The sequence below is a fragment of the Pseudomonas putida genome (assembly GCF_001976065.1).
Classification (GTDB): domain Bacteria; phylum Pseudomonadota; class Gammaproteobacteria; order Pseudomonadales; family Pseudomonadaceae; genus Aquipseudomonas; species Aquipseudomonas serbica.
Genome location: NZ_MNAH01000013.1, coordinates 100414 through 125779 on the forward strand (window position 1 = coordinate 100414; position 25366 = coordinate 125779).

Genomic DNA, 25366 nt, shown 5'->3' on the forward strand with positions numbered 1-25366 from the left:
CCGCATCTCTCGACGCGGGCATTTTTCGTTTCAGCTCAACCTCAGAAGTCGTACTTCGCGGTGACCTGCATGTTGCGCGGCTCGCCGTAGAAGGTGGTGCCGAAGTTGCCAAGGCCGGTCAGGTAGCGTTTGTCGAAGACGTTGTTGGCGTTGACGGTGAAGCTCAGGTGGTCGTCGTACTTATACCGGGTCATCAGGTCGACGAGGGTGTAGCCACCTTGCTTGAGCGAGGTGCTGCCGTCGGTAGGGCTGAAGCTCTGGCCGTAAAATGCGCTCTGCCAGCTGACGCCGCCACCGACGGTGAACTGGTCCAGCGCGCCGGGCAGGCGGTAGGTGGTGAAGGTGCGGATGACGTGTTCCGGTTTGCTGGTGGCCAGCGGGAAACCGTAGATGCGCTGGTGATCCTTGTCGCGGGTGCGGGCATAGGTGTAGCCGGCCGATACGTTCCAGTCCTGGGCCAGTTCGCCGGCCATTTCCAGTTCCACGCCGTTGGTGGTGGCGCCGGAAGTGGCTTTGTAGACGTCCTGGCCGGTGGTGGTGTCGGTGGTGACGTACTGGGCGACGTTGTCCTGCTCGATGCGGAAGAAGGCCAGGGAAGTGTTCAGCTTGCCTTCGAAGTAGGCCGCTTTCAGGCCGGTTTCGTAGCTGTCGCCTTCAACCGGATCCAGGGTCTTGCCGCTGGCGTCCTTGTAGATTTGCGGCTGGTAGATACTGGTGTAGCTGGCGTAGGCCGAGTAGGTATCGTTGAGGTCATAGACCACACCGGCGTAAGGCGTGACGACGCCGTGTTCCTTGTAGCTGGCGTGGGTGTCGGCCAGGCCGGCACCGGGGTAGTAGGTGTAGTCCTCGTTGTACTTGTAGGTGCTGACGCGGCCGCCGAGGATGAACGACAGGTCGTCGGTCGGGCGCAGGCGGGTGGCCAGGTAAGCGCCGTTCTGGCTCTGGGTGCGTTCGTACTTGCCGTTTTTCGGGAAGTCCGGTTTCGCGATATGGCCCGTCCAGTCAAAGATATTGCCCGGTACCCGTCCATCGGAGTCGGTGGGGGTTCCATAGGTTGCGCCGGTCTGACGGGAGTGGGAGGTCATGAAACCTGCCACCAGTTCATGTTCGCGACCGCCCAGAGAAAAAGGGCCGGAGACGTTCACGTCAGCGGTGTTCTGCACGCGATGGCCTTCCCAATGCCCCTGGTAAAAGAACATGCCCTCGCCGGTGTCGCGGTCCGGGTAACCGCCGCTGGCCGAGGCCAGTTGGGTATCGTGATCGGTGGTCTTCTGGTCGAAGCTGGCCTTGAGTTTCCAGTCGTTGGCCAGGGCTTGCTCGAGGGTCGCGAAGTAGGTGGTGCTGTCGAAGTCACGACGGCTCCAGTCGGCGCCCGGGTTGAAACCGCGGGAAAACTCGGTACGACCGCCGTCGGCATAGTACGGCGCGTTGCCGGTCCAGGAGCTGCCGCGGGGGGTGGCGCTGGAGTTGTCGACGCCCAGGGTCAGCAGGGTGTCTTCAGTCAGGTCGGCTTCGAGCACACCGTAGAACAGGTCTTTCTTCTGGCTGTAGTGGTCGATGTACGAATCCTTGTCCTGCAAGGCGCCCACCACGCGACCGCGCACGTTACCGGATTCGGTCAGCGAGCCGGAAACATCGCCTTCGGTGCGGTAGTTGTCCCAGTAGCCGGCAGTGGCGCTGACCGAGGCCTTGAATTCCTTGGTGGGTTTCTTGCGGATCAGGTTGACCGTGGCCGCCGGGTCGCCGGCGCCGGTCATCAGGCCCGTCGCGCCCTTGATGACTTCGATGTGATCGAGGCTGGCAGCGTCATCGCTGTTGTTGGGGTTTTCACCGTAGACGCCGTCGTAGGGAATGTTGACGCCATCGTACTGAAAGTTGGTGATGGCAAAGCCTCGGGCGGAAAACTCGGTACGGTCGCTGTCGTACTTCTGGGTGGTGATACCCGGGGTGTTGCGCAGCGCATCGGCGACGCTCGTCACGCCGCGGTCGTCCATCTGCTGGCGGGTGACCACTGTCACCGATTGCGGGGTTTCGCGAATGGTCAGCGGCAGCTTGGTGGCGGTGGTGGTCGCGCCCGTGGTGTAGGAGTCGGTGCCTTCAGTGGTCAGGCCCAGGGCCTGGCCGGAAATGGTGGTGGCGCCCAGTTGCAGGCTCGACGAGCCGCCAGACACCAGCGTCACGCTGTTGCCGTTGATCTGGAAGGAAATGCCGGTGCCCTTGAGCATCTCGGCCAGGGCCGCGTAAGGCTCCAGCGAGCCGGACACCGCACGGGACTTGATGCCGGCGACCTGGTCCGGGCTGTAGAGGATCTGCAGGTTGGTCTGCATGCCCAGCTGGGTCAGGGCGCTGGCCAGCGGCTGAACCGAAATACTGACTTTCACAGGTGCCGCATTGGCCATCGAGCTCCCCAGCAAGGTGGCGGTCAGCAGCACGCTGGTCAACAGGGTCTTATGCAATGACGGGCGCTGTACGGCCAGCGCGAGAGGTGTACGGCGTGGAAGAGATCGCATTACTTGCCTGTGCTCCTGAAAAAGTGTTGTGTGAATTTATTGTTAATGGGAATGATTATTAAGACGGAGCACTGACAGGAAACCGGAAAAGAAACCGGAAAAAAAAAGAAAAACCTGTGGGAGCGAGCCTGCTCGCGATGGGTGCGTCACTTTCAACATGGAAGGCGACTGATCCACCGCTATCGCGAGCAGGCTCGCTCCCACAGGTTTGTGTGGCGTTTATGAGAAGGGTGATCAGGCGGTTGTCAGCTCGGTCACGACCCGCCCGTTTTCCATGCGCACCAGTTGGTCGGCGACATCGAAGTAACGGTCATCGTGGGAGATCACGACGATGGTCTTGCCCAGGCGCTTGAGGTCCGGCAGCAGCTCGGTGTAGAAAATCCGCCGGAAGGTCGGGTCCTGGTCGGCCGCCCACTCGTCGAACACCAGCACCGGGCGCTCTTCCAGCCAGGCATTGACCAGTGCCAGGCGCTTGCGCTGGCCGGTGGACAGGTCGGTGGTGGTGAAGTTGCCGTCCTTGACGCTGACCTTGTGCGCGATCTCCAGGCGTTGCAGGTACTTGTTGGCGTCTGCGGGGATCTGCGTGTCACCCTGGACCACGTCGTCGAACAAGTAGTAGTCGGCAAAGATGGTGGTGAACAGTTGGCGGTAGTCGTCGCGGTTGTGCGCGTCGATGGCCTCGCCGTTGACCCGGATCTGCCCCTGTTGCGGTGTGTACAGGCCCAGCAGCAACTTGATCAGGGTGGTCTTGCCGCAGCCGTTTTCGCCGACGATGAAGGTGATGTCGCCCTGCTTGATCGACAGGTTGACCGGGCCCAGCTGGAACGGCGCCGCGCCCTCGACCGCCGGGAAGGTGTAGCGCACGTCCGCCAGTTGCAGTTCGTCCACGGCCTGTTTGACGTTGACTTGGTTGCTGAGCAGCAGGTGCGGTTCCGGGGTGGAAAACTGTTCGGACAGTTCGGCGATGCGGCGGAAAGCGATCTGCGCGCGGCTGACGATCGGCAGGGTGCTGATCAAGTGCTCCAGCGGGCCTTTCATGTACAGCAGCACCAGCACGAAGCCGCTCATCACGGTCTTGTCGGCGCTCGGCCAGGAGGTTTGCAGGGCCAGGGCCAGGCCGATGACCACGAAGAACAGCATCGAGCCGAAGGTCTTGGCGATGACGAAGGTGTTGATCGAGCGCACCTGGGTGTCGCAGATGAAATCGGCGGTGCCCTTGATGCCCGCGGTGAACATGCGTTGGCGGCGCGGGCGGTGAATGCGCAGTTCCTTGGCGCCTTCGGCAATCGCGTTGTAGTGCTTCTGCAGCTCATCTTCCGCCGCGCGGGCGGCCATGAAACCCTGCACGCCCTTGCTCTGGGCGTAGGCCTGGATGGCGGTGCCGATGAGGATCGCGGCGACCATGATCAGGAACATCGGCCACGACAGGATCGCCAGGTAACCCATGCAACCCAGGGTCACGGTGACGGAAATCGCCAGCGGGGCGAAGGCGAAGGCGAAGTCGCTGATGGTGTCGACGTCGTGGGTCAGCACCGGGATCAGGCGATGGCTGCGATAACGCTCGATCTGTTCGATCGGTGCCGACAGCACCTTCTCGCCCAGCTGTTTGCGCAGCTTGGCGATGATGTGCTGGCCGACGTAGTTGGTGCCGATGTCCGAGCAAATGGAACTGGCCAGCGCCAGCAGGCACAGGCCGGCGAACAGCGCGACCACGCCCTGGGTCAGGCCGCTGTCCGAATGCAGGGCATTGTTGATCGTCGCCAGCAACACCGTGACGCTCAGGCCGCCGACCATGCCCAGGAAAATGGACGCGGCGACAATGAGTCGAAAGGGTTTGAGCAGGGCGAACAGTTCGCCGATGGCGCCGCGGGTGGGCTGGGTCATGGAAGACGGTTCCTTGGGTCGGAAGGCAGATACCCAGTAGAACGTCTGGTGAAAGGCTTAATTTAGCGACCACCGACTGATGGCCTGTACACCTGAACCCTGTGGGAGCGAGCCTGCTCGCGATAGCTGTCTTCCATTCGATAATGGTGTTGACTGATAGTCCGCTATCGCGAGCAGGCTCGCTCCCACAAGGGGATTTCATTGATTCAGAAGATGATCAGGGTTTTGGCTTAGAGCTCGCGCACTACGCGAAAGCCCATCCAGTCGCCTCGTTCCTGCGGGTACTGGCTGTTGCGGTTGCCCGAGCGGGAGAACACTGGCGCTTCGCCCCAGTCGTTGCCGCGGATGCGCACGGCTTGGCAGTTCGGCTCCAGCCAGGCGCTGCCGTCGGTGGGGGCGCCGACGTAGTTAGGGTGTTCGCAATCCTCGACCCATTCATAGACGTTGCCGTGCATGTCATACATGCCGAAGGCGTTCGGCGGGTAGCTGCCCACCGGCGAGCTGTAGCTGTAGCCGTCGGCCGGGCCGTAGGTGTTGGCGTGCTTGGCGATGCTGTAGCCCTTGCCTTCATCGAACGGGAAGGGGAATGGTCCCTGGGTGCCGCCGCGTGCGGCGTATTCACGCTGGGCCTCGCTGACCATGCCGTACTTCTGCCCGGTCTTTTTCGACAGCCAGGCGACGTAGTTTTTCACGTCGTCGAAATTCATGCACACCGCCGGCTGGCGCGGGCTCTGCGGGTAGCGCGGCTTGCTGGCGATGCATTCGCGACCTGGGCGGGTATCGCCGTTGGCGATCGTCACGCCGCTTTCCTTCACATAGCTGTCCCACTCGCCGGCGGTCACCTGGAAGCGACTCATGGCGAATGGCTTGGCGAAGGTGACGTCATGCATCGGACCTTCATCGGGCTCGCGGCCGACTTCGTCATCCGGCGTGCCCATGGTGAAGGTCCCGGCGGGCAGCACGACCATTTCCGGGCAGTTCTTGCAGTCCTTGAATACTTTGCCTGCTGTTGGGGCAGTGGTGGCCTGTACGGCAGACGGCAGCAGGCTGGCGAGGAGGGCAGCCAATCCAACGGTCAGCAGATTTCGGTTCATGACTCATCTCGATCAAAGAAAAAACGGGTGGCGTGTGATGTCCAATGTGGGAGCGGGCTTGCTCGCGAATGCGGTGTGTCAGGCAACATGCGTGTCGACTAACACACCGCATTCGCGAGCAAGCCCGCTCCCACAGGGTTGCGCGGCGTGCCGTCAGGCTGTTTTGTTCAGCAGCGCAACGACGCGGTCGATTTCGTGTTCGTTGTTGAGCAGGCCGGGGGCGATGCGGATTACCGGGCCGACGTCGCGGTCCACCGAGTCGCAGACCACGCGGCTTTGCATCAGTTGGCTGGCGATTTTTTCGCAGTCCTGGTCCTTGATCCGGAAGAAGGTGAAGCCGGCGGACAGTTGCGGGCTCTTTGGCGTGACCAGTTCGACCCGCGGCTGTTCCAGCAGGCGATCCTTGGCATAGCTGTTGAGTTCATGGATGCGCGCCTGGACCTCGGCCTTGCCCAGGTCCAGGTGCAGCTTGAACGCTTCGTCCACGGCCCAGCGATGTTCGAAGCTGTGGTAACCGCCGGGAGTCATGATGGTCGCAAAGTCGGTGGATTCGCTGAAGGTCGGAATGATCGGCGTGACGTCCCTGACCTCGGCGGAGCGGGCACAGATGATCCCGGTGCCCCGGGGGCCGAACATCCATTTGTGAGTGCCGGCGATGAAGAAGTCGCAGTGCATGTCGGGAAAGGCGAGGTCTTCGACGCCAAAACCGTGCACCCCGTCGACCACGTACAGGATGTGGTCCTTCTCGTCGCGCTGACGGTTCTGCTCTTCGACCAGCTTGCCGATTTCGCCGATCGGCAGTTTCACGCCGCTGCCCGATTGCACCCAGGTCATGCCCAGTACGCGAGTCTGCGGGCGGATGCCTTTGGTAATCGAATCCAGCACTTCATCCACGGAAATGTCGCGGCTGTTGTCGAACAGCTTGAGCTTGCGCACCTTGGTGCCCTGGCGCTGCTGACGAAATTCCAGGGTGTAGTGGGTGGAGTAATGCTCGTGTTCGCTGACCAGGATTTCCTGGTCCGGGCGCACATGAATTCCGCCGTAGATCATCGCCAGGCCTTCGGTGGTGCTGCCGGTGAGCGCGATCTGTTCGGGTTTGGCATTGAGGTAACGCCCGGCCCAGACCCGCACGTTGTGCTCGCGCTTTTCGGTTTCCTGCAGGTCCCAATCCATCGCGTGGCCAGGGTTGCGGTCGATGTTGGCGCGGTGCAGGTCGATCGCGTTGCGCACTGGCGTGGGGTGCGAGGTGACGAGGAAGTTGGCGAAATGCAGGTAGTCCGGGTCCTGATTGAACAGCTGGCGCAGTTGCGCCCATTTGCCCTTGGGCAGGGGCTGAGACTGCTCTTGTAGATGGCCGGCCAGCGCTGGCAGGTTCACGCCAGCAGCCAGGGGCAGGCCGGCGGCGAGAATGCCGGCCTGCTTGAGGAAGGAACGACGGTTGGTCATGGCTTGGGCTTCGCTTGGCAAAAGTGGCATCAATTTTTCGCAATGGGCCGGGCGGATTTCTCCACCTGGTCCCAGACCCGCAGGAAGTTGCCGCCCCAGAGCTTGGCGATATCGGCCTCGCTGTAATCGCGGCTGATCAGCTCGGCGGTCACGTTGCGCGTCTCGCTGACGTCCTTCCAGCCATCCAGGCCGCCGCCATCGTTGAAGTCGGAACTGATGCCGACGTGATCGATGCCGATTTTCTTCACCGCGTAGTCGATCGCGTCGCCGTAGTCCTTGAGGGTGGCCTTGGGTTCTTCGTCGACGATTGCGTAGAGCTGGCTGGCGTATTCGCCGAAGCGTTGTTCAGACCACACGGTGATGATCGGATCGCCCGGCATCAACGCCATCTCCAGGCCTTGCAGCGGCTGCAGGTCGAAACGCGCGCGCAGGGCGTTGAGTTTGTCCTGGGTGGCCTGGCTCAGCGGGCGGATGTAGGTGGGAAAACCGACAATCTGCACCACGCCGCCGCTGTCCTTGATCAACTGCATTTCGTGGTCGCTGAGGTTGCGCGGGATGTCCACCAGGGCGCGGGGGGCGGAGTGCGAGGCCACCATCGGTGTGCGGCTCAGGCGGGCCACTTGTTCCAGGGCCTTGGTCGACATCTGCGACACGTCGATGATCACGCCGAGGTCGTTGAGGCGGTGTACGGCCTGCTTGCCGATGTCCGAGAGACCGCCGAGGGCGTCCCGCGAATCGTTGAAGAACGGCAGCGGCCTGGACGAATCGGCCCAGGCGTTGTTGCCCACATAACTGAAGCCGAACATGCGCATGCCCCGCGCCGCCCATTTGTCCAGGGCATTGAGGTCATTGCCCAGCGGGTAGGCGTTGAGCATGCTCATGAAGATCGCGAACTTGCCTTCGCCATGCAGGCGGCGGAAATCGTCGGGGGTGTAGGCGATGGCGGCCTGGTTGGGGAAATCCCGCACCAGGGTGCTGATGATTTTGTAGCGGGTCTCCTGTTCGAAACGTGCCTCTTCGATGAACCCGGCGGTGGGGCGGTGCGGTGCGTTGGCGCCGTTCCAGATTTCCGGCCAGCCGAAAATCGTCAGGGCTGCGCCGGACAGGCGTCCGCGTCCGCTCTTGACCAGGTCGAACTGGCCGCTGCCGTCCTTGTCGGCTTCATTGCCGGCGGTGCCGAAGTCCATGGGGAGGGTGATGTGGCTGTCGAACGAGAGAAGGCGCTCGTGCAGTTCATCGGCCTGTTTCATCACCTTGACCGGGTAGCCGGGATTGTCCTTGAACCAATAATCCCAGGCCGCAAAGCCAAGACCTGCGCCGATCGCCAGGGCCAGTGGCAGGCCGATGAAAAGAGCCTTTTTCGAACGTGGTTTTGTCATTGCCGTCTCAGTCAGGTTCGCCTTTGCTATCTGGGGGGAACGAGTGACCGGGTGAGTAATTTAGTGTTTGTGCTGGCCTCTTCGCGAGCAAGCCCGCTCCCACATTGGAATGCGTCCTCATGTGGGAGCGGGCTTGCTCGCGAAGCTTCTAAATTTATGGAGGGAACAAACGTTCTAGCTTGGATAAAGCCTGCTTCATGGCTGACACAGGTAGGGCAATGACGATTTCTCGACGAGGGTTCATGGCAGGCCTGGCGCTGACCGGCGCTGCCGTGCCCGCGGCATTTTATGGGCATCGTGAATGGACGAAGCCGGACCCGACGATCACACCGGGTGAAGCATCGTTCGATGTGGCGGATGTCGCTGGCCAACGCCTGGCGGACACCCTGCGGGGTGTCTGGCAGATCCGTTTCGAAGGTCGCGACGCCGGGCTTGAAGGCTTGCCACCGGACGGGCTGGAGCTGTTTCTCGACATCGCCCACAAGGGCCGTGGCCTGATCGGTTATCTCGACACCGCCGAGCGTTTGCGTTCCAGCGAAGTGCCACGTTATCGAGTGCTCGGTGACCTGGCCGGGGTCAAGCCGGCGCAGTTGAGTTGGCGCTTGCTCAGCGCCGGTGGCAGCTGTGACTACGAATTCAGCATGGCGTTGGACGAAGTGTGGGCCGGGTTCGGCAATGCCGGCAGCGGCAGCCTCAGTGGTCGCGTGCTGGATCTGGATCGTCCCTTGATGTTGACGGCCCAGGACAATCGCTTCGTCGCGGTCAAGAAAGTGTTCCCCGAAGCCCGCGAGCGAACCGGTCTGAATCCGCCATTGTTGGCCTGGCTGACGTCCCAGGAGCATCGCCTGTTTCACCAGCTCTGGCATGCATCCCGGGACAAATGGCACACCTTGCCCGAAGACAAGCGCAACGCCCTGCGCGGCATTGGCTGGCAACCCGGACCACGGGACAAGGAGCGTGACGCCCGAGGCAAGCGCAAGGATCGCAACGGCTCTGGCGTGGATTTTTTCTTCATGCACCGGCACATGCTCGGCACGGCGCGCACGATGCAGGACTTGCCGTCGTGGACGCAGTTCCCCTTGCCGCAACCGGAGCTGGCCCGGGACCGCATCGGCTTCGCCAACTATTTCGACAACCACGACGGTACGGCGCTGCCGCCGACCTGGCTGGCCGAAGAGGATGACGAGTATTCGCAATGGGTCAGCGACATCAAGACCGCCGAGACCTACCACAGCAATTTCCAGGTCTGGGAGTCGCAGTACCGCGACCCGCGTTACCTGTCGAAGTTGACCCTGGGGCAGTTCGGTTCAGAGGTCGAGTTAGGCCTGCATGACTGGCTGCACATGCGTTGGGCCTCGGTGCCGCGCGATCCGTCCAACGGCCAACCGGTGCCTTTCGCCCGCGATCCGGCGGACTTTTCCGCACGCTGGTATGCGCCGGAAAACGACTTCCTCGGCGATCCGTTCTCGTCCCATGTGAACCCGGTGTTCTGGCATTTCCACGGCTGGATCGACGATCGCCTGGAAGACTGGTTCCGCGCTCATGAGCGTTTTCATCCGGGGCAGGTGAGCCGGCTTGAGGTCAATGGCGTGCAATGGTTCGCGCCGGGGCGTTGGGTGGAAATCGATGATCCGTGGCTGGGTCCGGGTACTCATGGTTGCAACACCACGCCGGGGTTGCAGGCGGGGAAATCGGTGGAGATGGACCCGGAGACCATGAAGCTGGCGTTGCGCATTACCTTTGGCGAGGATGAAAAGAAGCTCGCGGATCTGTTCCGCAAGGTGCCGCAGCGGCCTTGGTATGCGCGGAATCTGAAGGCCAAGACGGTTTCGAGTTAACCGCACCCCAACCATGCGGCACACAAAAAACCTGTAGGAGCTGGCTTGCCAGCGAAGGCGGCCAGACAGGAGATATTGATATTGGATGTGCCGGCCTCTTCGCTGGCAAGCCAGCTCCTACAGGTATTGCGGCAATATCACGATCACAAGGCCTGCCACCCACCCCCAAGCGCCTTGTACAACGCAATACTCGCCTGCATCCGCGCCAGCCGCAGCTGCACATTCAAATCCTGCGCCGCGTACAGCGTGCGTTGCGTCTCCAGCACCGTCAGCAAATCCTCGGCCCCCGCTTCATAACGGCTTTGCGCAATGTTGAACGCGGTCTGTGCCTGGCTCAGTTCCTCGCTTTGCCACTGCCGCTGTCCGTCCAGACCGCGGATGCTGTTGAGGGCTTTTTCCACGTCGGCAAAACCGTTGATGATCGCCCCGCGATAGGTCTCCAGCAGCTCCTCTTGGCGGGCCGTGGCCTTGTCGCGTTGGGCGCCCAGGCGGCCGTTGTTGAACACTGGCGCGAGCAGCCCGGCGGTGAGGTTGTAGAAAGGGCTGCGCAGGATATCGCCGGCACGGTCAGCTCCGGAGCCGACTTCCGCGCTCAGGGTCACGGTCGGCAACATCGCGGCGCGGGCGACGGTGACGTCGGCCTGGGCGGCGGCCAGTTGCGCTTCGGCCCGGGCGATGTCCGGGCGCCGGCTGAGCAATTGACTGGGCACGCCAGCGTCGATGGCGGGCCAGGACAATTGATCGAAGTGTTCCTGGCCCAGCGCCAGTTCTTGCACCGGGCGGCCGAGCAGGGTGGCGAGGCTGATCTGCGCATCTTTGGCCTGTTGTTGCACCAGCGGCAATTGCCGTTGCTGCGCCGCCACCAGGCTTTTTTGCTGGGCCAGTTCCAGGGCGGTCGCGGAACCTGAGTCGTAGCGGGTCTGCACCAGGTTCAAGACGTTCCGCGCATTGGCCAGGTTCAGCTCGGCAATGCGACTTTGCTCCTGCAACGACAGGGTCTGCGCATAGGTGTTGGCCACCCCGCTGAGCAGCGTCAGCTCCACCGTAGCCTGATCAAACTCGCTGGCCTGCAAGGCGAATTGCGCGCTATCACGGGAGGCGCGCTGGCCACCCCAGAAATCGATTTCGTAGCTGGCACTGAGGCTGGCGTTGAAGTAATCGACGGCGCTGTTGTCGCTGTCCGCATCCAGTTGGCTGTAGCCATCGCCGCGCAGCAGTTTCTGCCGGTTGGCGTTGAGCGCGGCCTTGACCTCCGGCAGCTGCGAGCCCGCGGCGACCACCGTTTGCGCCTGTGCCTGGTGCACTCGCGCAATGGCAGCAGCCAGGTCGTAGCTGCCAACCCGGGCCTGTTCGATCAGGCGACCCAGCTGCGGGCTGCCAAAGCGGTTCCACCATTGCTGGCTGTCGCGTGTGGCGCCCGCGGTGTGTGGCGATTGCCAGGCGGCGGGCGGCGTTATGCCGCTGTCCGGGCGCTGGGCGGGGCTCCCACAGGCGCCGAGCAGCAGGCAGAGGGTCAACAAACTCAGTTGCGGCTTCATCGGGAGATCATTCACTGGTAAGGGCCGTGACCGGGTCGAGTCGGGCAGCTTTGCGGGCCGGCATGAAGCCGAAGACAACACCGGTGATCAGGGCGCAGCCGAAGGCGCCCAGCACCGCTATCAGGGAGAACGCCACGGCGACTTCGCTGAGGATCAGCACGCCGCCGACGATCAGCGCCAGGGCGATTCCGGCCAGGCCGCCGACCACCGAGAGCATCACCGCTTCGGTGAGGAACTGGCGCAGGATGTCCCGCTGGCGGGCGCCGGTGGCCATGCGGATACCGATCTCGCGGGTCCGTTCGCGCACCGTCATGAGCATGATGTTCATCACGCCGATGCCACCCACCAGCAGCGATATCGCGGCGATCGAACCGAGCATCAGCGACAGGGTGTTTTGAGTGCGCGCTTCGGCCTGGATCATCGCCGCGTTGTTGGTCAGCTCGAAATCCTTCTTGCCGTTGTGCAGGCGCAGCATCAGCTGTTCGATGGCGTGTTCGGTCTCCTTGACCTTGCGCGCATCGGCCGCGGCAATTGCGATGTACTCGGGGTTGTGGGTGCCGAACAGCCGCACGCTGGCGGCGGAGTAGGGGATGGCGATGCGGTCGTCGCTGTCGGAGTCGCCGGAGCTGGCGCCTTTTTCCGCCAGGACGCCAACCACCTGGAACGGCACGTTTTCGATCAGGATGTACTGGCCGATGGGGTTGGCCACGTCCTTGAGCAGTTTGGTCCGCACCTTGTGGCCGATCACCGCGACTGCCGCGGCGTTCTGTTCGTCGGCTTCGGTGAAGTAACTGCCTTCGACCACCGGCCAGTTGAAGATCGCCGGGAAGTTGGTGTCGTTGCCGCCGACGTAGCTCAGGTGGTCGAGGTTGCCGAAACGAACCCCGGCTTCCTGGCCGTTGACCGGCATGATGCGCATCACCTGCGGCAGGCTCGCCACCGCCTTGACTTCGTCCAGGGTGACGATGCCCAGCGGCGTTCGCGGGTTGGGCGACGAGCCGCTGAGGTAAATGATGTTGGAGCCGAACGCGCCCATCTGCGCCATCACCTGGCGCTTGCTGCCTTCGCCGACGGCCAGCATCACCACCACCGAGGCCACGCCGATGATGATTCCCAGCAGGGTCAGCGCGGTGCGGAACTTGTTGATCCACATCACCCGCCAGGCGGCTTGGACCGCGTCGACCATTTCGCCTTTCCAGGCGCCGTTGGCTTGCGCGCCTTCAGCCAGGCGCTTGCGCAGGTCCACGGCTTGCAACGCACCGGGATTGGCCGAGGTTTGCGCGGCGCGATTGTCCCGGGCGCTGTCGCTGATGATCAGGCCGTCGCGGATTTCGATGATGCGCTTGGCTCGCGCCGCCACTTCGCGGTCGTGGGTGATGAGGATGACCACGTGGCCCTGGCTCGCCAGTTCGTCGAGCAGCGCCATGACTTCCTGGCCGCTGTGGCTGTCGAGGGCGCCGGTGGGTTCGTCGGCGAGGATGATATGGCCGCCGTTCATCAAGGCGCGGGCGATGGACACCCGCTGCTGCTGGCCGCCGGACAACTGGTGCGGCCGGTTGCCGGTACGCGTGGCGAGGCCCAGGCGTTCGAGCAGGGCGGCGGCGCGGGCATGGCGTTCGGCGGCCGGCAAGCCTGCATAGATCGCCGGCATCTCGACGTTTTCCTGGGCCGAGCCGGACGGGATCAGGTGGTAACCCTGGAACACGAAGCCAAAGGCTTCGCGGCGCAACCAGGCCAGTTCGTCGCTGTCCAGGGCGGCGACGTTCTCTCCGGCGAATCGGTACTCGCCCGAGGTCGGGCGGTCGAGGCAGCCGAGGATGTTCATCAGGGTCGACTTGCCGGACCCGGAGGCGCCGACGATCGCGACGAACTCGCCGGCATGGATCGACAGGTCAATGCCGCGCAACACATGGACTTCAGGGGCGTCGCCACCGCCGTAGGCTTTGCGGATGTCCGACAGTTCGATCAGGGGCGTGTGCATTCAACCGCCACTCCCGTCGGCCGGGCCGATCAACAGGTGATCGCCTTCCTGCAGGCCGTCGAGGATCTGCACCCGCAGGCGATCACTGATGCCGGTGCGCACGTTGCGCTGTTCGATGCTGCCGTTCCTGGCCACCACTTGCGCGGTCTGGCTGTCGGCTTGCATACCGGCCTGCAGGGCGGCGATCGGCACGGTGAGGACGTTCTGCGCCTGATCGGCGACGAAAAATACCTGGGTGGTCATTTCTGCCATCAGCGCGTTGTCGGCGTTGTCGACGTCCAGCAGCACGGTGTACAGCACCACCCGCGCGCTGCCGCTTTTGCTCGAACTGGCGGGGCTGCCGCCGCCCAGGCTGGTCTGGTCCAGGGGCTTGGGCGGCACCGGCAGAATCTGCCGCACGGTGCTTTGCCAGCGCCTTGTGCCGCCGCTGAGGGTGGTGAACCAGGCGTTCATGCCGGGTTTGACGTGGCCGATGTCGGCTTCGGAGACCTCGGCCCATACGGTCATCGGCGACAGCTTGGCAATGCGCAGGATCAGCGGGGTCTGCTGCTGGGCATTGAGGGTCTGGCCTTCGCGGGCATCCAGTGCGACCACGGTGCCGGACATCGGCGCATAGATCCGCGTGTAGCCGAGCTCGGCCTGATCGCTGCGCAGGCTGGCCTGGGCCTGGCGAATCTGCGCCTGGAACATGTCGATGCGCGCCTGGGTGGCGCGCAGTTCGGCCCGGGCGGTCTGCACGTCTTCTTCACGGGTAGCGTTGCCGGCCTTGAGGTGTTGCTGGCGCTGGTATTTCTGCTGGGCAAGGTCGTGTTGCGCGCGTTGCTCCTGGAGCTGCGCCTTGAGGTTTTCGATGGAGAAGCGCCCGGCGTCGAGTTTGGCCTGTTGCGTGGAAGGGTCGATTTCCACCAGCAACTGGCCTTCCTTGACTACGTCACCGACTTCCACATGGATCTTTTGAATCTGCCCGGACGCCTGGGCGCCGACGTCGACATAGCGCCTGGGTTGCAGGGTGCCCAAGGCCGTGACACTGCTTTCGATGTCGGCGCGGGTGACCTGCACGGTGGTGAACTGGTCGCGCCCGGGGGGAATGAGCTGCCAGGCCGCGACGGCGATAACGGGGATCAGGCTGAGTGCTGCAAGCAGGGCGCGTCGGGTGTGACGGGGACGTTTCATGCAGGGTTCCAAAGCGGTTGAACATTGCCGTGGAGCCGGCAGGGACATGGAGCTGTCCTTGTAGACGAAGGCCGCAGCAGGGAATTTAGTTCCGGACACGCGCCGTAACAGCTGAATTCAAAGCGCTGGACCCTGACTATTTGTCGGGCAAGACAAAGCATTACTTTAAATCTATATGAGAATTACTATAAATTACACATCTCAAACTGCCACTATCGTGCCACTGCCTGTTTTTGTGGTCGAGTAGCGGGCTCAAGGACAGAAACCGCACCCGTGCGGACGGGAGTCATGTTGGAAAACTACTATCGAGAGCTGGTGTGTTTCCTCAACGCCAAGCTCGGCAACCGCCAGGTCGCCGAAGATGTGGTGCATGACGCTTATCTGCGAGTGCTGGAGCGCTCCAGCGACACGCCGATCGAGCAGCCCCGGGCATTTCTCTATCGCACCGCCTTGAACCTGGTGATTGACGATCACCGGCGCAATGCGTTGCGCCAGGTCGAATCGCTGGAGGTGCTCGACAACGAAGAGCGCTATTTCAGCCCATCGCCCCTCAGCAGCCTCGATCACGGCCAGCGCCTGGACATGCTCCAGCGCGCCCTGGCGGAATTGCCGCGACTGTGCCGCGAGAGTTTCCTGCTGCGCAAGATCGAAGGCCTGTCGCACCCGCAGATCGCCGAACACCTGGGCATTTCCAAGGCATTGGTCGAAAAGCACATCGTCAATGCCATGAAGCATTGCCGGCTGCGGATGCGCCAATGGGATGCCCATTGATCTTTGCGTAAATCCGTTCTTGTTAAATTTTATTTCACTGTCCTCGTTCCTAATCAACAGACGACCTGCTGTCCTGCTCAAGGCCGGTCAGGTCACTTAGGCTTATTTCCCCGCCGCTCGGGGCTCATCCAGAGGACACTGGAAATGACACAGGCAATTGCATCGCCCATCGTTCACGACCTGATCGGCGTTGGTTTCGGCCCTTCGAACCTGGCGTTGGCCATCGCCCTGCAGGAGCGCGGGCCGACCCAGGGCGAGCTGGATGTACTGTTTCTCGACAAGCAGGCCAGCTACAGCTGGCATGGCAACACCCTGTCGACCCAGAGCGAGCTGCAGATTTCCTTCCTCAAGGACCTGGTGACCCTGCGCAACCCGACCAGCCCTTATTCGTTCGTCAATTACCTCAAGGCCCACGGGCGCCTGGTGGATTTCATCAACCTGGGCACTTTTTATCCGTGCCGCATGGAGTACAACGACTACCTGCGCTGGGTCGCCGCGCAATTCGAGAATCAGAGCCGTTACGGCGAAGAGGTGCTGACCATCGAACCGGTGCTGCACAACCAGCAGGTTGAAGCACTGCGGGTGATTTCCCGCGACAGCGCGGGCCATCAACATGTGCGCACCACCCGTTCGGTGGTGGTCAGCACCGGCGGCACGCCGCGTATTCCCGAGGCGTTCAAGGCGCTCAAGGGCGACCCTCGCGTGTTCCACCATTCGCAGTACCTGGCGCAAATGGCCAAGCAGCCATGCGTGAACAACCAGCCGATGAGCATCGCGATCATCGGTGGCGGGCAGAGCGCGGCGGAAGCTTTCATCGATCTCAATGACAGCTTCCCGTCGGTGCAGGTCGACATGATCCTGCGCGGCTCGGCCCTGAAGCCGGCGGACGACAGCCCGTTCGTCAACGAAGTGTTCTCGCCGGAGTTCACCGACCTGGTGTTCCAGCAGGCGAGCAGCGAACGTGAGCGCCTGGTCAACGAATACCACAACACCAACTATTCGGTGGTGGACATCGACCTGATCGAACGCATCTACGGGATTTTCTACCGGCAGAAAGTCTCGGGCATCGCTCGCCATGCGTTCCGGACCCTGACCACTATTGAAAAAGCCAGCGCCACCGAGCGTGGCATCGAACTGGCGGTGCGCAACAATGCCACAGGCGTTGTCACGGTCCGTCACTACGACGCCGTGGTGCTGGCCACCGGTTACGAGCGGCAGATGCACCGCAAGCTGCTGGCCCCGCTGGAACAGTACCTGGGTGATTTCGAGGTGGATCGCAACTACAAGTTGATCACCGATGAGCGCTGCAAGGCCGGCATCTACATGCAGGGCTTCTGCCAGGCCAGCCATGGCTTGAGCGATACCTTGCTGTCGATCCTGCCGATTCGTGCGGACGAGATCGCCGGATCGCTGTATGACCATGGCAGCAATCGTGGACATCGTTCGATGGTGGATCTGTTGCTGGCAGCTGCCAGCTAAGATCTTCGGCGGCGGTGAGGCCGCCATCGCCAGCAGGCTGGCTCCCACATTTGATCTGTGATCGCAGGGCTACTGTGGGAGCCAGCCTGCTGGCGATGAGGCGCTGAAGACCACCACGACTCTTAAATCCCGAACCCTTCCCGAAGAACCGCGCAATTGCCGCAACGTATCACCAGCGTCGGACTAAGCGGGCAGTATTTCGGATTTTTCCTACAGAACGCGATCCGGGACTTCCGTAGCCTTCCCCCCTCACTAATCTGACCCGGGGGGCCACGTTGCCCAACAAGTCCTTACGCATCCTGATCGCTGACAAACAACACTTCAACCGGATGAAAATCGAGCGGCTGTTCAACCAGCTCGGTTATTTTCGGGTGGCGCCGGTGCACAGTCTCGAAGAGCTGCTGAACCTGGTCGAGTATGGTTGTGAGCCATTCGACCTGCTGGTCATCAATGCCAGCATGGCCGACGGCAAGCTCAACCTGCTGGATTTCTGTCTCGACAACAGGCAGGTGGCGCGCGCGCTGATATTCGACGGTCAGTGCGCGCAACTCCCCGCCATTGCGGCAAGTGAAAGGCACAAGGTACAGGTCAGCCACGCCATGCTGCCGGACCTGGCAACGATCCAGAGGTTGATGGCGCACATCGATCGATCGCTACCGCTCGTCGCAACTGTCATTTCTGTCAGGTAGTACGATCGGATTTTGCGTGCAAGAGTCTATGCGCAGCTACTGTGTCCAGTCCGGGTTTTGCCCAAGGGCCGTCAGTGTCCGAAAGTCGTGTTAATGCATAGGGAGTTGCCATGAAGGCAGCGTTGGTTGTGGACGATCATCCGGTGATTCGCGGTGCAGTCAAAATCGTACTCAAGCTGGAAGGATACAAGCGCATCCACGAGGCGGCCTGCGGTAACGAAGTGTTGCCGATGATCCGCGAGCATCAACCTGAACTGGTGGTGCTGGACCTCAACTTGCCGTCGCTCGATGGCCTGGATGTCCTGGCACGGATCCAGATGGAGGAGGTGCATTGCCGCGTGGTGGTGTTTACGGCGCAGGAACCGGCATTTTTCCAGGATCGTTGCATGCGTGCCGGTGCCGTGGCCTACGTCGCCAAGACCAACGATCTGCAGCATTTGCACAAGGCCGTGCACGCCGTGATGGCCGGTTACACCTATTTCACCCGATTGTCCTCCAGCTCAGTGTCCTTGAGCCAGGCGCAACGCACTGAAAAACAGATGATCGACAGGCTTTCGGATCGCGAACTGTCGATTTTCCAGCATCTGGCCCGGGGCACGAGCAACAAGGCAATCGCCGAAATCATGCACCTGAGCCACAAGACCGTCAGTACCTACAAAACCCGGTTGACTGAGAAACTCAACGTGGAGTCGTCGGTGCATCTGAGGGATCTTGCCCAACGTCATCACTTGATCTGAATGAACGCCCTTCGATACCTGCTGTTGGCCCTTTGCCTGGGGGTATCGAGTGTCTGTGCGCAACCGCAAACATTGACCTTGCTGGGCCGTTCCAGCGTGGAAGGTCAAGTGCTGCGGTTGTCGTCAGCCGACGCGCGTTGGTTGCAGCAAAAAGGCCGTTTGGTGCTCGCCGTTTCAGCCCCGGATTATCCGCCTTTCGACATCACCACCGATCACACGCTCGAGGGGGTAACAGCCGACTACGCCGATCTGCTCCGGCAGCTACTGCAAGTGGAGATCGAAGTCCGGCGTTATTCATCACGCGAAGACGCCGTTCGGGCCGTCAAACAAGGGGTGGCGGACCTGCTGGGAACGTCCAACAGCTACGAGTCCCAGGACCCGCAATTACAGATGTCCCGCGCCTATGCGGTGGATCAGCCGGTATTGGTGACGCGCGTTGATTCGCCCCAGGTGCTGGACCCTGCGCTGGCCGGCAAGCGCCTGGCCATGCTCTACCACTACTTGCCTGAACACAGCGTGCAGCGGTTCTATCCCGAGGCCCAGGTGCAGCTTTTCCCTTCGACACTGGCGGCGGTCGGGGCTGTCGCCTTCGGCCAGGCGGACGTCTACCTGGGTGATGCGATCAGCGCCCATTACCTGATCAGCAAAAACTACCTGAACAACGTTCAGCTGGCTGACTTCTCGCCCATGGAGTCCGGGCGTTTCGCCTTTGCCATGGCCCGCGACAACCCGGCGCTGCTGCGTATCGTCAACAAGTCCCTGGCAGCGATAACGGCCAATGAGCAGATGAACATCCAGCGCCGCTGGGGGGCGAGCGGGGTGTCCATGCCGGGCGCGCAGTCACTGCAATTGAGTGAGGCCGAGCAGCGTTGGCTCGACCGGCACCCGCGCGTGAGCGTGGCCATCAACGAGAACATTCCGCCCATCACCTTCATGGACAGTGAGGGCAGGTTTCGCGGTATCGGTGTCGACGTGTTGGCGAAAATCAGCCTGCGCACCGGCTTGCAATTCGACATCCGCGCCATGCCGTCAGTGGCGCAGATGGTGCAAGCGATCAAGAGCGGCGAGGTCGATGTGCTGGCCGGTATCGGCCTGAGTTCCCTGCGTGAGGATGACTTGCTGTTTACCCGGGCGTTCCTGACCAGCCCTTCGGTTCTGGTGACGCGCCTGGCGCCGGACAGCCCCCGGACCCTGGATGACCTGGCCGGAGAAACCCTGGCGCTGACCCAGGGCAATATTGCCGGCGAGTTCATTCGCCAACACTTTCCGCTGATCCGTTGTGTGGATGCGCCCCTGTCGGCCGATGCCATGGAAATGGTCGCCCAAGGGAAGGCACAAGGCGCCATCAACTCGTTGATCAGCGCCCGTTACCTGATATCCCGGCAGTACCGTGATCGCCTCCAGGTCACCAGCACGGTGGGCACCGATCCCGCGCGCAGCACCCTGGCGACCGGTCGCGAGGCCACCGAGTTGCATTCGATCCTGGACAAGGCCTTGCTCAGCATCCCCCCGGAAGAAATCGACGAGCTGATCATGCCTTGGCGTAATGACCTGATGGTGGAGCAGAGCTATTGGCTACGGCATCGCCAGAGCATTTTCCAGGCGTTCGCGGCGGCCGGCGCCTTGCTGCTGCTTGCCCTGGCCTGGATCGCCTGGCAGCGCTGGCAGATTCGCCAGCGCCAGCAATGGCTGGCCCGACTGCAGGAGGCCAAGGATGCTGCCGACGATGCCAACCGGGCCAAGACCACCTTCCTGGCCACCATGAGCCATGAGATCCGCACGCCGATGAATGCCTTGATCGGCATGCTTGAACTGGCGCTCAAAAGCGCCGATGAGGGCATAACCGATCGCGCGGCCATCGAGGTCGCGTCAAATGCCGGGCAACAGTTGCTGGCCCTGATCGGCGATATCCTGGACATTGCCCGTATCGAGTCCGGGCAGTTGTCGTTGACGCCGGAGCGGGCCAATCTGCAGGCGCTGGTGGTATCGGTGTGCCGGGTCTTCGAAGGCCTGGCCCGGCAGAAGAACCTGCAGTGGCGGGTCGAACTGGACGAACACAGCGACCGCGATGTGTTGATCGATCCCACGCGGTTCAAGCAGGTGCTGTCCAACCTGTTGAGCAACGCCATCAAGTTCACCCACAAAGGCGAGGTCAGCCTGAGGTTGCAGGTCGTGCCCGCTTCGGCGGACCGTCTTGCGGTGAGTGTGTGTATCGAGGACAGCGGCAGCGGCATCAGCGCCTTTGACCAGCAACGCCTGTTCAGCCCGTTCGTGCAGGCCGGTCATCATCAGGCGTCAGGCCGACAGGGTTCCGGCCTGGGGCTGGTGATCAGCCGCACGCTGTGCGAAATGATGGGTGGGCGCTTGCAACTCGTCAGCGTCCTGGGGCGCGGCACCCGGTTGGACATCGACCTTGAACTGGTGGCTTTGCGTACGTTGCCCGCCACTGAAATGGTGTCGGGCGAATCGCCGGCAAGGACCCGGCCCTTGACGATTCTGGTGGTGGACGATTACCCGGCCAACCGGTTGCTGCTGTCGCGGCAACTGAGTTACCTGGGGCACCGGGTTTTGCTCGCAGAAGATGGCCAGCAAGGTTTCGAGCAATGGCGGGAACATGCCTGCGATCTGGTCGTCACCGACTGCAACATGCCGGTGGTCAGCGGCTATGAACTGGCGGGTGCGATCCGCGATGAGGAGCGCTTCCAGGTGGGACAGCCGACGGTGATCCTGGGCTTCACCGCCAACGCGCAACCTGAGGAAAAAATCCGTTGTATCGAAGCGGGCATGGACGATTGTCTGTTCAAGCCCATTCGACTGGTCGACCTGAGCGCCTGGTTGGCCACGCGTTTTTCCAGCGAATCGCCAGGTGCGAGCGAAGCGCCTTCCGGTGCCGAAATCGATGTAAGCGGGTTGCAACGCTACACAGGGGCCGACAGTGAACTCATCATTCAATTGTTGCATGACCTGGCCGTGAGCAACCGCGAGGATAGCGAACGCCTGCGGCAAGAACATGCCAGTGGTAACTACTATGGCTTGAAGGACCTGGCGCACCGTATCAAGGGAGGCGCGCAGATGGTCAGGGCGCAGGCGCTGGTGGCGAGTTGCGAACAACTGGAGCGCGCCTGTGGCGAGGGCGATCCCTCACTGATCGACGCCGCCGTCGATCAGTTGCACCAAGCCATGGCGCGGCTGGACACTGTCTTGAGCCGGGCCGAGGCTTGAGCCCGGCGGCTTAATCCCAGGTCGGCGCCAGGCCATTGGGACTGGTCAGGCGATGGCCTGGCCGACGTCGGCTTCGTTTTTCAGATTCCGCTGCTTTCAGGCAATATCACTACGGCTGAACTCCTCGCCAAGAAAGTCGATCAAGCTGCGCACCGACGGCAGCAGGCCTCGGCGCGACGGAAAGATCGCGTGGATGACGCCACTCCTTGGCGCCCAGCCCGGCACCAGTTCGACCAACTGGCCAGCGGCAATCTCATCGCGCACCACCACACTGGGCAGGTGGACGATCCCGATGCCGGCCACCGCCGCGTGACGCAAGGCCAACAGGTCATCGGTGACCATTCGCGGCGCGTGCCTGATCAACGCACTGCTGCCATCGCCTGCGAACAATTCCCACTGGTACTCGCGTTGTGCCGACCCCCAGTGCAGGCTCGGCAAACCACTGAGGTCGGCCGGGGAGGCGGGGGTCGACAGGCGCGGCAAAAAGGTCGGGCTGCCCACCACGCTCTGGGTACTGTTGCCCAGCACCTTCATCACCATGTCGGTGTCTTCCAGCGGCGGAAAACGCACACGCAAGGCGATGTCGAAACCTTCGTGGATCAGGTCGACCCGGCGGTTGGTGCTCTCGATGAACAACTCCACCAGCGGATATTTGAGCAAGTAGCGGGTCAGCATCGGCCCGACCCAGGAGTTGAGCAGCGCCGTCGGACAACTGATGCGCACCACACCCTGGGGCTCGGAGCGGTTACGTTCGATCAGCTCGGCGGCGCTTTCCGCCTCCACCCGCATCGCCAGGCAACGCTGGTAATACGCCTGGCCGATTTCCGTCAGCGAACAATGCCGACTGCTGCGGTGCAGCAAGCGTACGCCGAGGCGTTCCTCGAGTTCGGCAATGCGTCGGCTGAGCTTGGACTTGGGCATGTCCAGGGCCCGCCCAGCCGCCGCGAAACCCTGATGCTCCACCACTTGGGTGAAGTAATAGAGGGTGTTGAGGTCTTCCACCATCGTTCTCCAAATAGAACGCTAAAGCTGATTTTTGCAGTCTAGCGCAACAAAGGTCGCAGTTTTAAGCTCTGTCCATGGCTTCACTCACCTCATCAGGAGACACCATGAAAAACATCATCGGTATCTACACCAGCCCACGGGCCCATTGGGTCGGCGACGGTTTTCCGGTTCGCACGCTGTTTTCCTACGACAACCTGGGCAAGCACATCAGCCCGTTCCTGCTGCTCGATCACGCCGGCCCCGCTGAATTCACCCCCACCACGGCTCGACGAGGCGTTGGTCAGCATCCGCACCGGGGTTTCGAAACCGTGACTATCGTTTACAAGGGCGAACTGGAACACCGCGACTCCACCGGCAGTGGCGGCAAGATCGGCCCCGGCGACGTGCAATGGATGACCGCCGCCTCGGGGATTCTCCATGAAGAGTTTCATTCCGAAGGTTTCGCCAAGAGCGGTGGCACCCTGGAAATGGTCCAGTTGTGGGTCAACCTGCCGGCCAAGGACAAGATGGCCGACGCCGGTTACCAGACCATTCTCGATGGCGACATCCCGAGCATTGCCTTGCAGAACAACGCCGGCAGCTTGCGCTTGATCGCGGGTGAGTTTGCAGGCCACAAGGGGCCGTCGCGCACCTTTACCCCCATCGACGTCTGGGACCTGCGCCTGAATGCCGGCAAGTTGCTCACGCTGGACTTGCATGAGGGCCGCAACACCGCACTGGTGGTGTTGCGCGGCACGATTGAAGTCAACGGTCTGGAGTCGGTACGTCAAGGTCAGTTGGCCTTGTTCGACCGCAAGGGCGACCAGATGACCCTCGAAGCCAGCGAGGACGCGGTGGTGCTGCTGCTCAGCGGCGAACCGATCGATGAGCCGATCGTCGGTCACGGCCCGTTCGTGATGAATACCGAGCAGGAAATTCACCAGGCGTTCGCCGACTTCCAGTCAGGCCGCTTCGGCCAGATGCACGGTTAATCCGTTTCGCTTCAACAACCCGCTCTACACAGGATGAGTAGGCCGGTTCCCAGGCCAGGGATGGCTGTTGTCTGCTAAAAGAGGAAACACTGATGAATACCGTCACTGCGGCCAACTTCAATGGCCAGAAACCGACAATCGACGCCAATGACAGCGCCATGCTGTTGATCGATCACCAGAGCGGGCTGTTCCAGATCGTCAAGGACATGGATGTACCGCAGCTGCGCGCCAACGCGATTGCCCTGGCCAAGGCGGCCACCTTGCTGAAGATGCCGGTGATCACCACCGCGTCCGTGCCCCAAGGGCCGAACGGGCCGCTGATTCCGGAAATCCATGAGGCGGCACCACATGCCCAATACGTGGCGCGCAAGGGCGAAATCAATGCCTGGGACAACCCGGAGTTTCACGCGGCGGTCAAAGCCACTGGCAAGAAAACCCTGGTGATCGCCGGCACCCTGACCAGCGTATGCCTGGCGTTTCCGTCCATTGCCGCGGTGCATGAAGGCTACAAGGTGTTTGCCGTGGTCGATGCCTCGGGCAACCACTCCAAATTGGCCACTGATCTGACAATTGCCCGTCTGGCCCAGGCCGGGGTGGTGCCGATCGACATCATGGCTACGCTCTCTGAGCTGCAAGGCTCGTGGAACCGACCGGACGCCGAGCAGTGGGCCGCGGTCTATGCCCAGGCAATGCCGCATTATCAATTGTTGATCGAGAGCTACCTCAAGGCTCAACAAGTGGCGAACGAACATGAAACGCTGGATTCCCAGCGCTAACCGGGACACCCACGCCGATTTTTTTCGGCATCGATAACACGCGAGGACTACTGCCATGACAACTTCCTACAAGCGTCTCGACAAGGACAACGCCGCCGTTCTGTTGGTGGATCATCAGACAGGCCTGCTGTCGCTGGTGCGCGACATCGACCCGGACCGGTTCAAGAACAACGTGCTGGCCCTGGCCGACCTGGCCAAGTACTTCAAGCTGCCGACCATCCTCACCACCAGTTTCGAAACCGGTCCCAACGGCCCCCTGGTGCCCGAGCTCAAGGCATTGTTTCCGGACGCGCCCTATGTCGCGCGTCCCGGCCAGATCAATGCCTGGGACAACGAAGACTTCGTCAAGGCGATCAAGGCCACCGGCAAGAAGCAATTGATCATTGCCGGCGTGGTGACCGAGGTGTGCGTGGCGTTTCCGGCACTCTCGGCGCTGGCCGAAGGATTCGATGTCTTTGTCGTCACCGACGCGTCCGGCACGTTCAACGAGCTGACCCGTGAATCGGCGTGGAACCGCATGTCCAGCGCCGGCGCGCAGCTGATGACCTGGTTCGGCCTGGCCTGTGAACTGCACCGCGACTGGCGCAACGACATCGAGGGCCTGGGCACGCTGTTCTCCAATCACATCCCGGACTACCGTAACCTGATGACCAGCTACAGCACCCTGACCAACAGCAAATAAACCGGGCAACACTCATACCCCTGTGGGAGCGGGCTTGCTCGCGAAGGCGGTGTGTCAGGCACATCAATATCGCCTGACGCACTGCATTCGCGAGCACGCCCGCTCCCACAGTAGTTTGTAGTGTTCCGAAGCCACCAATTGCTCCTACACTCTGGCCAACCCATGAGATCTTTTGCTCACTGTCCTGTGCC

Annotated in this window: 18 protein-coding genes; 9 read left to right on the forward strand and 9 right to left on the reverse strand. The window is 62.0% G+C overall.

Annotated features, from left to right (window positions below; all coding sequences use genetic code 11):
- Nucleotides 1-41: 41 nt before the first annotated feature.
- From BKX96_RS30190 to pvdM, 5 genes are all read right to left on the reverse strand, one after another.
- Nucleotides 42-2510, reverse strand: coding sequence for a TonB-dependent siderophore receptor (locus BKX96_RS30190; RefSeq protein WP_077186251.1), 2469 nt, complete (start codon nt 2508-2510; stop codon nt 42-44).
- 234 nt (nt 2511-2744) lie between these two features.
- Complete coding sequence (locus BKX96_RS30195) at nt 2745-4394, reverse strand: cyclic peptide export ABC transporter (RefSeq protein WP_046817812.1); 1650 nt, start codon at nt 4392-4394, stop codon at nt 2745-2747.
- A 230-nt stretch (nt 4395-4624) separates the two neighbouring features.
- Nucleotides 4625-5488 carry a dihydropyoverdine dehydrogenase gene (pvdO, locus tag BKX96_RS30200; protein WP_077186252.1) on the reverse strand — a complete coding sequence of 288 codons (864 nt, stop codon included), beginning with the start codon at nt 5486-5488 and terminating at the stop codon, nt 4625-4627.
- Nucleotides 5489-5641: 153 nt separating this feature from the next.
- Nucleotides 5642-6934 carry a pyoverdine-tailoring periplasmic protein PvdN gene (gene pvdN, locus BKX96_RS30205; protein ID WP_077186300.1) on the reverse strand — a complete coding sequence of 431 codons (1293 nt, stop codon included), beginning with the start codon at nt 6932-6934 and terminating at the stop codon, nt 5642-5644.
- Between the two features lie 29 nt (nt 6935-6963).
- Nucleotides 6964-8313: a pyoverdine-tailoring dipeptidase-like protein PvdM gene (gene pvdM, locus BKX96_RS30210; protein WP_077186253.1), complete on the reverse strand. Its 1350-nt coding sequence runs from the start codon at nt 8311-8313 to the stop codon at nt 6964-6966.
- A gap of 218 nt (nt 8314-8531) precedes the next feature.
- Between pvdM and pvdP the strand changes: the two genes are divergently transcribed.
- Nucleotides 8532-10151, forward strand: coding sequence for a pyoverdine maturation tyrosinase PvdP (gene pvdP, locus BKX96_RS30215; RefSeq protein WP_077186254.1), 1620 nt, complete (start codon nt 8532-8534; stop codon nt 10149-10151).
- A gap of 143 nt (nt 10152-10294) precedes the next feature.
- On the opposite strand, the gene BKX96_RS30220 is transcribed toward pvdP, so the two are convergent.
- Genes BKX96_RS30220 through BKX96_RS30230 form a run of 3 tightly spaced genes read right to left on the reverse strand, consistent with a single transcriptional unit; the run spans nt 10295 to nt 14843 of the window.
- Nucleotides 10295-11689, reverse strand: a complete 1395-nt coding sequence (locus BKX96_RS30220) for an efflux transporter outer membrane subunit (protein ID WP_077186255.1) — start codon at nt 11687-11689, stop codon at nt 10295-10297.
- 7 nt (nt 11690-11696) lie between these two features.
- Nucleotides 11697-13670, reverse strand: coding sequence for a MacB family efflux pump subunit (locus BKX96_RS30225; RefSeq protein WP_077186256.1), 1974 nt, complete (start codon nt 13668-13670; stop codon nt 11697-11699).
- Nucleotides 13671-14843, reverse strand: a complete 1173-nt coding sequence (locus BKX96_RS30230) for an efflux RND transporter periplasmic adaptor subunit (protein ID WP_077186257.1) — start codon at nt 14841-14843, stop codon at nt 13671-13673.
- A gap of 288 nt (nt 14844-15131) precedes the next feature.
- Between BKX96_RS30230 and BKX96_RS30235 the strand changes: the two genes are divergently transcribed.
- The 5 genes from BKX96_RS30235 to BKX96_RS30255 all read left to right on the forward strand — a co-directional run bounded on the left by BKX96_RS30235 (nt 15132) and on the right by BKX96_RS30255 (nt 21741).
- Nucleotides 15132-15614, forward strand: a complete 483-nt coding sequence (locus tag BKX96_RS30235) for a sigma-70 family RNA polymerase sigma factor (protein WP_046817819.1) — start codon at nt 15132-15134, stop codon at nt 15612-15614.
- Nucleotides 15615-15758: 144 nt separating this feature from the next.
- A complete protein-coding gene (locus BKX96_RS30240) occupies nt 15759-17093 on the forward strand; it encodes a lysine N(6)-hydroxylase/L-ornithine N(5)-oxygenase family protein (RefSeq protein ID WP_046817820.1) in 1335 nt (444 codons plus the stop codon).
- 275 nt (nt 17094-17368) lie between these two features.
- Nucleotides 17369-17782 carry a PleD family two-component system response regulator gene (locus BKX96_RS30245; protein WP_077186258.1) on the forward strand — a complete coding sequence of 138 codons (414 nt, stop codon included), beginning with the start codon at nt 17369-17371 and terminating at the stop codon, nt 17780-17782.
- A gap of 110 nt (nt 17783-17892) precedes the next feature.
- Nucleotides 17893-18519 (forward strand): response regulator transcription factor, encoded by a 627-nt coding sequence (locus tag BKX96_RS30250; RefSeq protein ID WP_077186259.1) that lies wholly within the window; start codon nt 17893-17895, stop codon nt 18517-18519.
- Nucleotides 18520-21741 carry a transporter substrate-binding domain-containing protein gene (locus BKX96_RS30255; protein WP_077186260.1) on the forward strand — a complete coding sequence of 1074 codons (3222 nt, stop codon included), beginning with the start codon at nt 18520-18522 and terminating at the stop codon, nt 21739-21741. It begins immediately after the preceding gene.
- A gap of 96 nt (nt 21742-21837) precedes the next feature.
- On the opposite strand, the gene BKX96_RS30260 is transcribed toward BKX96_RS30255, so the two are convergent.
- On the reverse strand, nt 21838-22746 hold the full coding sequence (locus BKX96_RS30260; RefSeq protein ID WP_046817824.1) for a LysR substrate-binding domain-containing protein: 909 nt from the start codon (nt 22744-22746) through the stop codon (nt 21838-21840).
- Between the two features lie 104 nt (nt 22747-22850).
- Here BKX96_RS30260 and BKX96_RS30265 point away from each other — a divergent pair, with 104 nt between their 5' ends.
- From BKX96_RS30265 to ycaC, 3 genes are all read left to right on the forward strand, one after another.
- Nucleotides 22851-23717 carry a pirin family protein gene (locus tag BKX96_RS30265; protein ID WP_077186261.1) on the forward strand — a complete coding sequence of 289 codons (867 nt, stop codon included), beginning with the start codon at nt 22851-22853 and terminating at the stop codon, nt 23715-23717.
- A gap of 92 nt (nt 23718-23809) precedes the next feature.
- Nucleotides 23810-24493 carry an isochorismatase family protein gene (locus BKX96_RS30270; RefSeq protein ID WP_077186262.1) on the forward strand — a complete coding sequence of 228 codons (684 nt, stop codon included), beginning with the start codon at nt 23810-23812 and terminating at the stop codon, nt 24491-24493.
- Between the two features lie 55 nt (nt 24494-24548).
- Nucleotides 24549-25175: an isochorismate family cysteine hydrolase YcaC gene (ycaC, locus tag BKX96_RS30275; RefSeq protein ID WP_046817827.1), complete on the forward strand. Its 627-nt coding sequence runs from the start codon at nt 24549-24551 to the stop codon at nt 25173-25175.
- Nucleotides 25176-25366 lie beyond the last annotated feature (191 nt).

What these genes read in the sequence shown, in the direction of transcription:
- BKX96_RS30235 (WP_046817819.1), top strand. Translation starts at nt 15,132, where the DNA reads ATGTTGGAAAACTACTATCGAGAGCTGGTGTGTTTCCTCAACGCCAAG.
- BKX96_RS30260 (WP_046817824.1), bottom strand. Translation starts at nt 22,746, where the DNA reads ATGGTGGAAGACCTCAACACCCTCTATTACTTCACCCAAGTGGTGGAG.
- ycaC (WP_046817827.1), top strand. Translation starts at nt 24,549, where the DNA reads ATGACAACTTCCTACAAGCGTCTCGACAAGGACAACGCCGCCGTTCTG.
- BKX96_RS30220 (WP_077186255.1), bottom strand. Translation starts at nt 11,689, where the DNA reads ATGAAGCCGCAACTGAGTTTGTTGACCCTCTGCCTGCTGCTCGGCGCC.
- BKX96_RS30190 (WP_077186251.1), bottom strand. Translation starts at nt 2,510, where the DNA reads ATGCGATCTCTTCCACGCCGTACACCTCTCGCGCTGGCCGTACAGCGC.
- pvdO (WP_077186252.1), bottom strand. Translation starts at nt 5,488, where the DNA reads ATGAACCGAAATCTGCTGACCGTTGGATTGGCTGCCCTCCTCGCCAGC.
- pvdM (WP_077186253.1), bottom strand. Translation starts at nt 8,313, where the DNA reads ATGACAAAACCACGTTCGAAAAAGGCTCTTTTCATCGGCCTGCCACTG.
- BKX96_RS30255 (WP_077186260.1), top strand. Translation starts at nt 18,520, where the DNA reads ATGAACGCCCTTCGATACCTGCTGTTGGCCCTTTGCCTGGGGGTATCG.
- BKX96_RS30240 (WP_046817820.1), top strand. Translation starts at nt 15,759, where the DNA reads ATGACACAGGCAATTGCATCGCCCATCGTTCACGACCTGATCGGCGTT.
- BKX96_RS30225 (WP_077186256.1), bottom strand. Translation starts at nt 13,670, where the DNA reads ATGCACACGCCCCTGATCGAACTGTCGGACATCCGCAAAGCCTACGGC.
- BKX96_RS30195 (WP_046817812.1), bottom strand. Translation starts at nt 4,394, where the DNA reads ATGACCCAGCCCACCCGCGGCGCCATCGGCGAACTGTTCGCCCTGCTC.
- BKX96_RS30265 (WP_077186261.1), top strand. Translation starts at nt 22,851, where the DNA reads ATGAAAAACATCATCGGTATCTACACCAGCCCACGGGCCCATTGGGTC.
- pvdN (WP_077186300.1), bottom strand. Translation starts at nt 6,934, where the DNA reads ATGACCAACCGTCGTTCCTTCCTCAAGCAGGCCGGCATTCTCGCCGCC.
- BKX96_RS30250 (WP_077186259.1), top strand. Translation starts at nt 17,893, where the DNA reads ATGAAGGCAGCGTTGGTTGTGGACGATCATCCGGTGATTCGCGGTGCA.
- BKX96_RS30230 (WP_077186257.1), bottom strand. Translation starts at nt 14,843, where the DNA reads ATGAAACGTCCCCGTCACACCCGACGCGCCCTGCTTGCAGCACTCAGC.
- BKX96_RS30270 (WP_077186262.1), top strand. Translation starts at nt 23,810, where the DNA reads ATGAATACCGTCACTGCGGCCAACTTCAATGGCCAGAAACCGACAATC.
- pvdP (WP_077186254.1), top strand. Translation starts at nt 8,532, where the DNA reads ATGACGATTTCTCGACGAGGGTTCATGGCAGGCCTGGCGCTGACCGGC.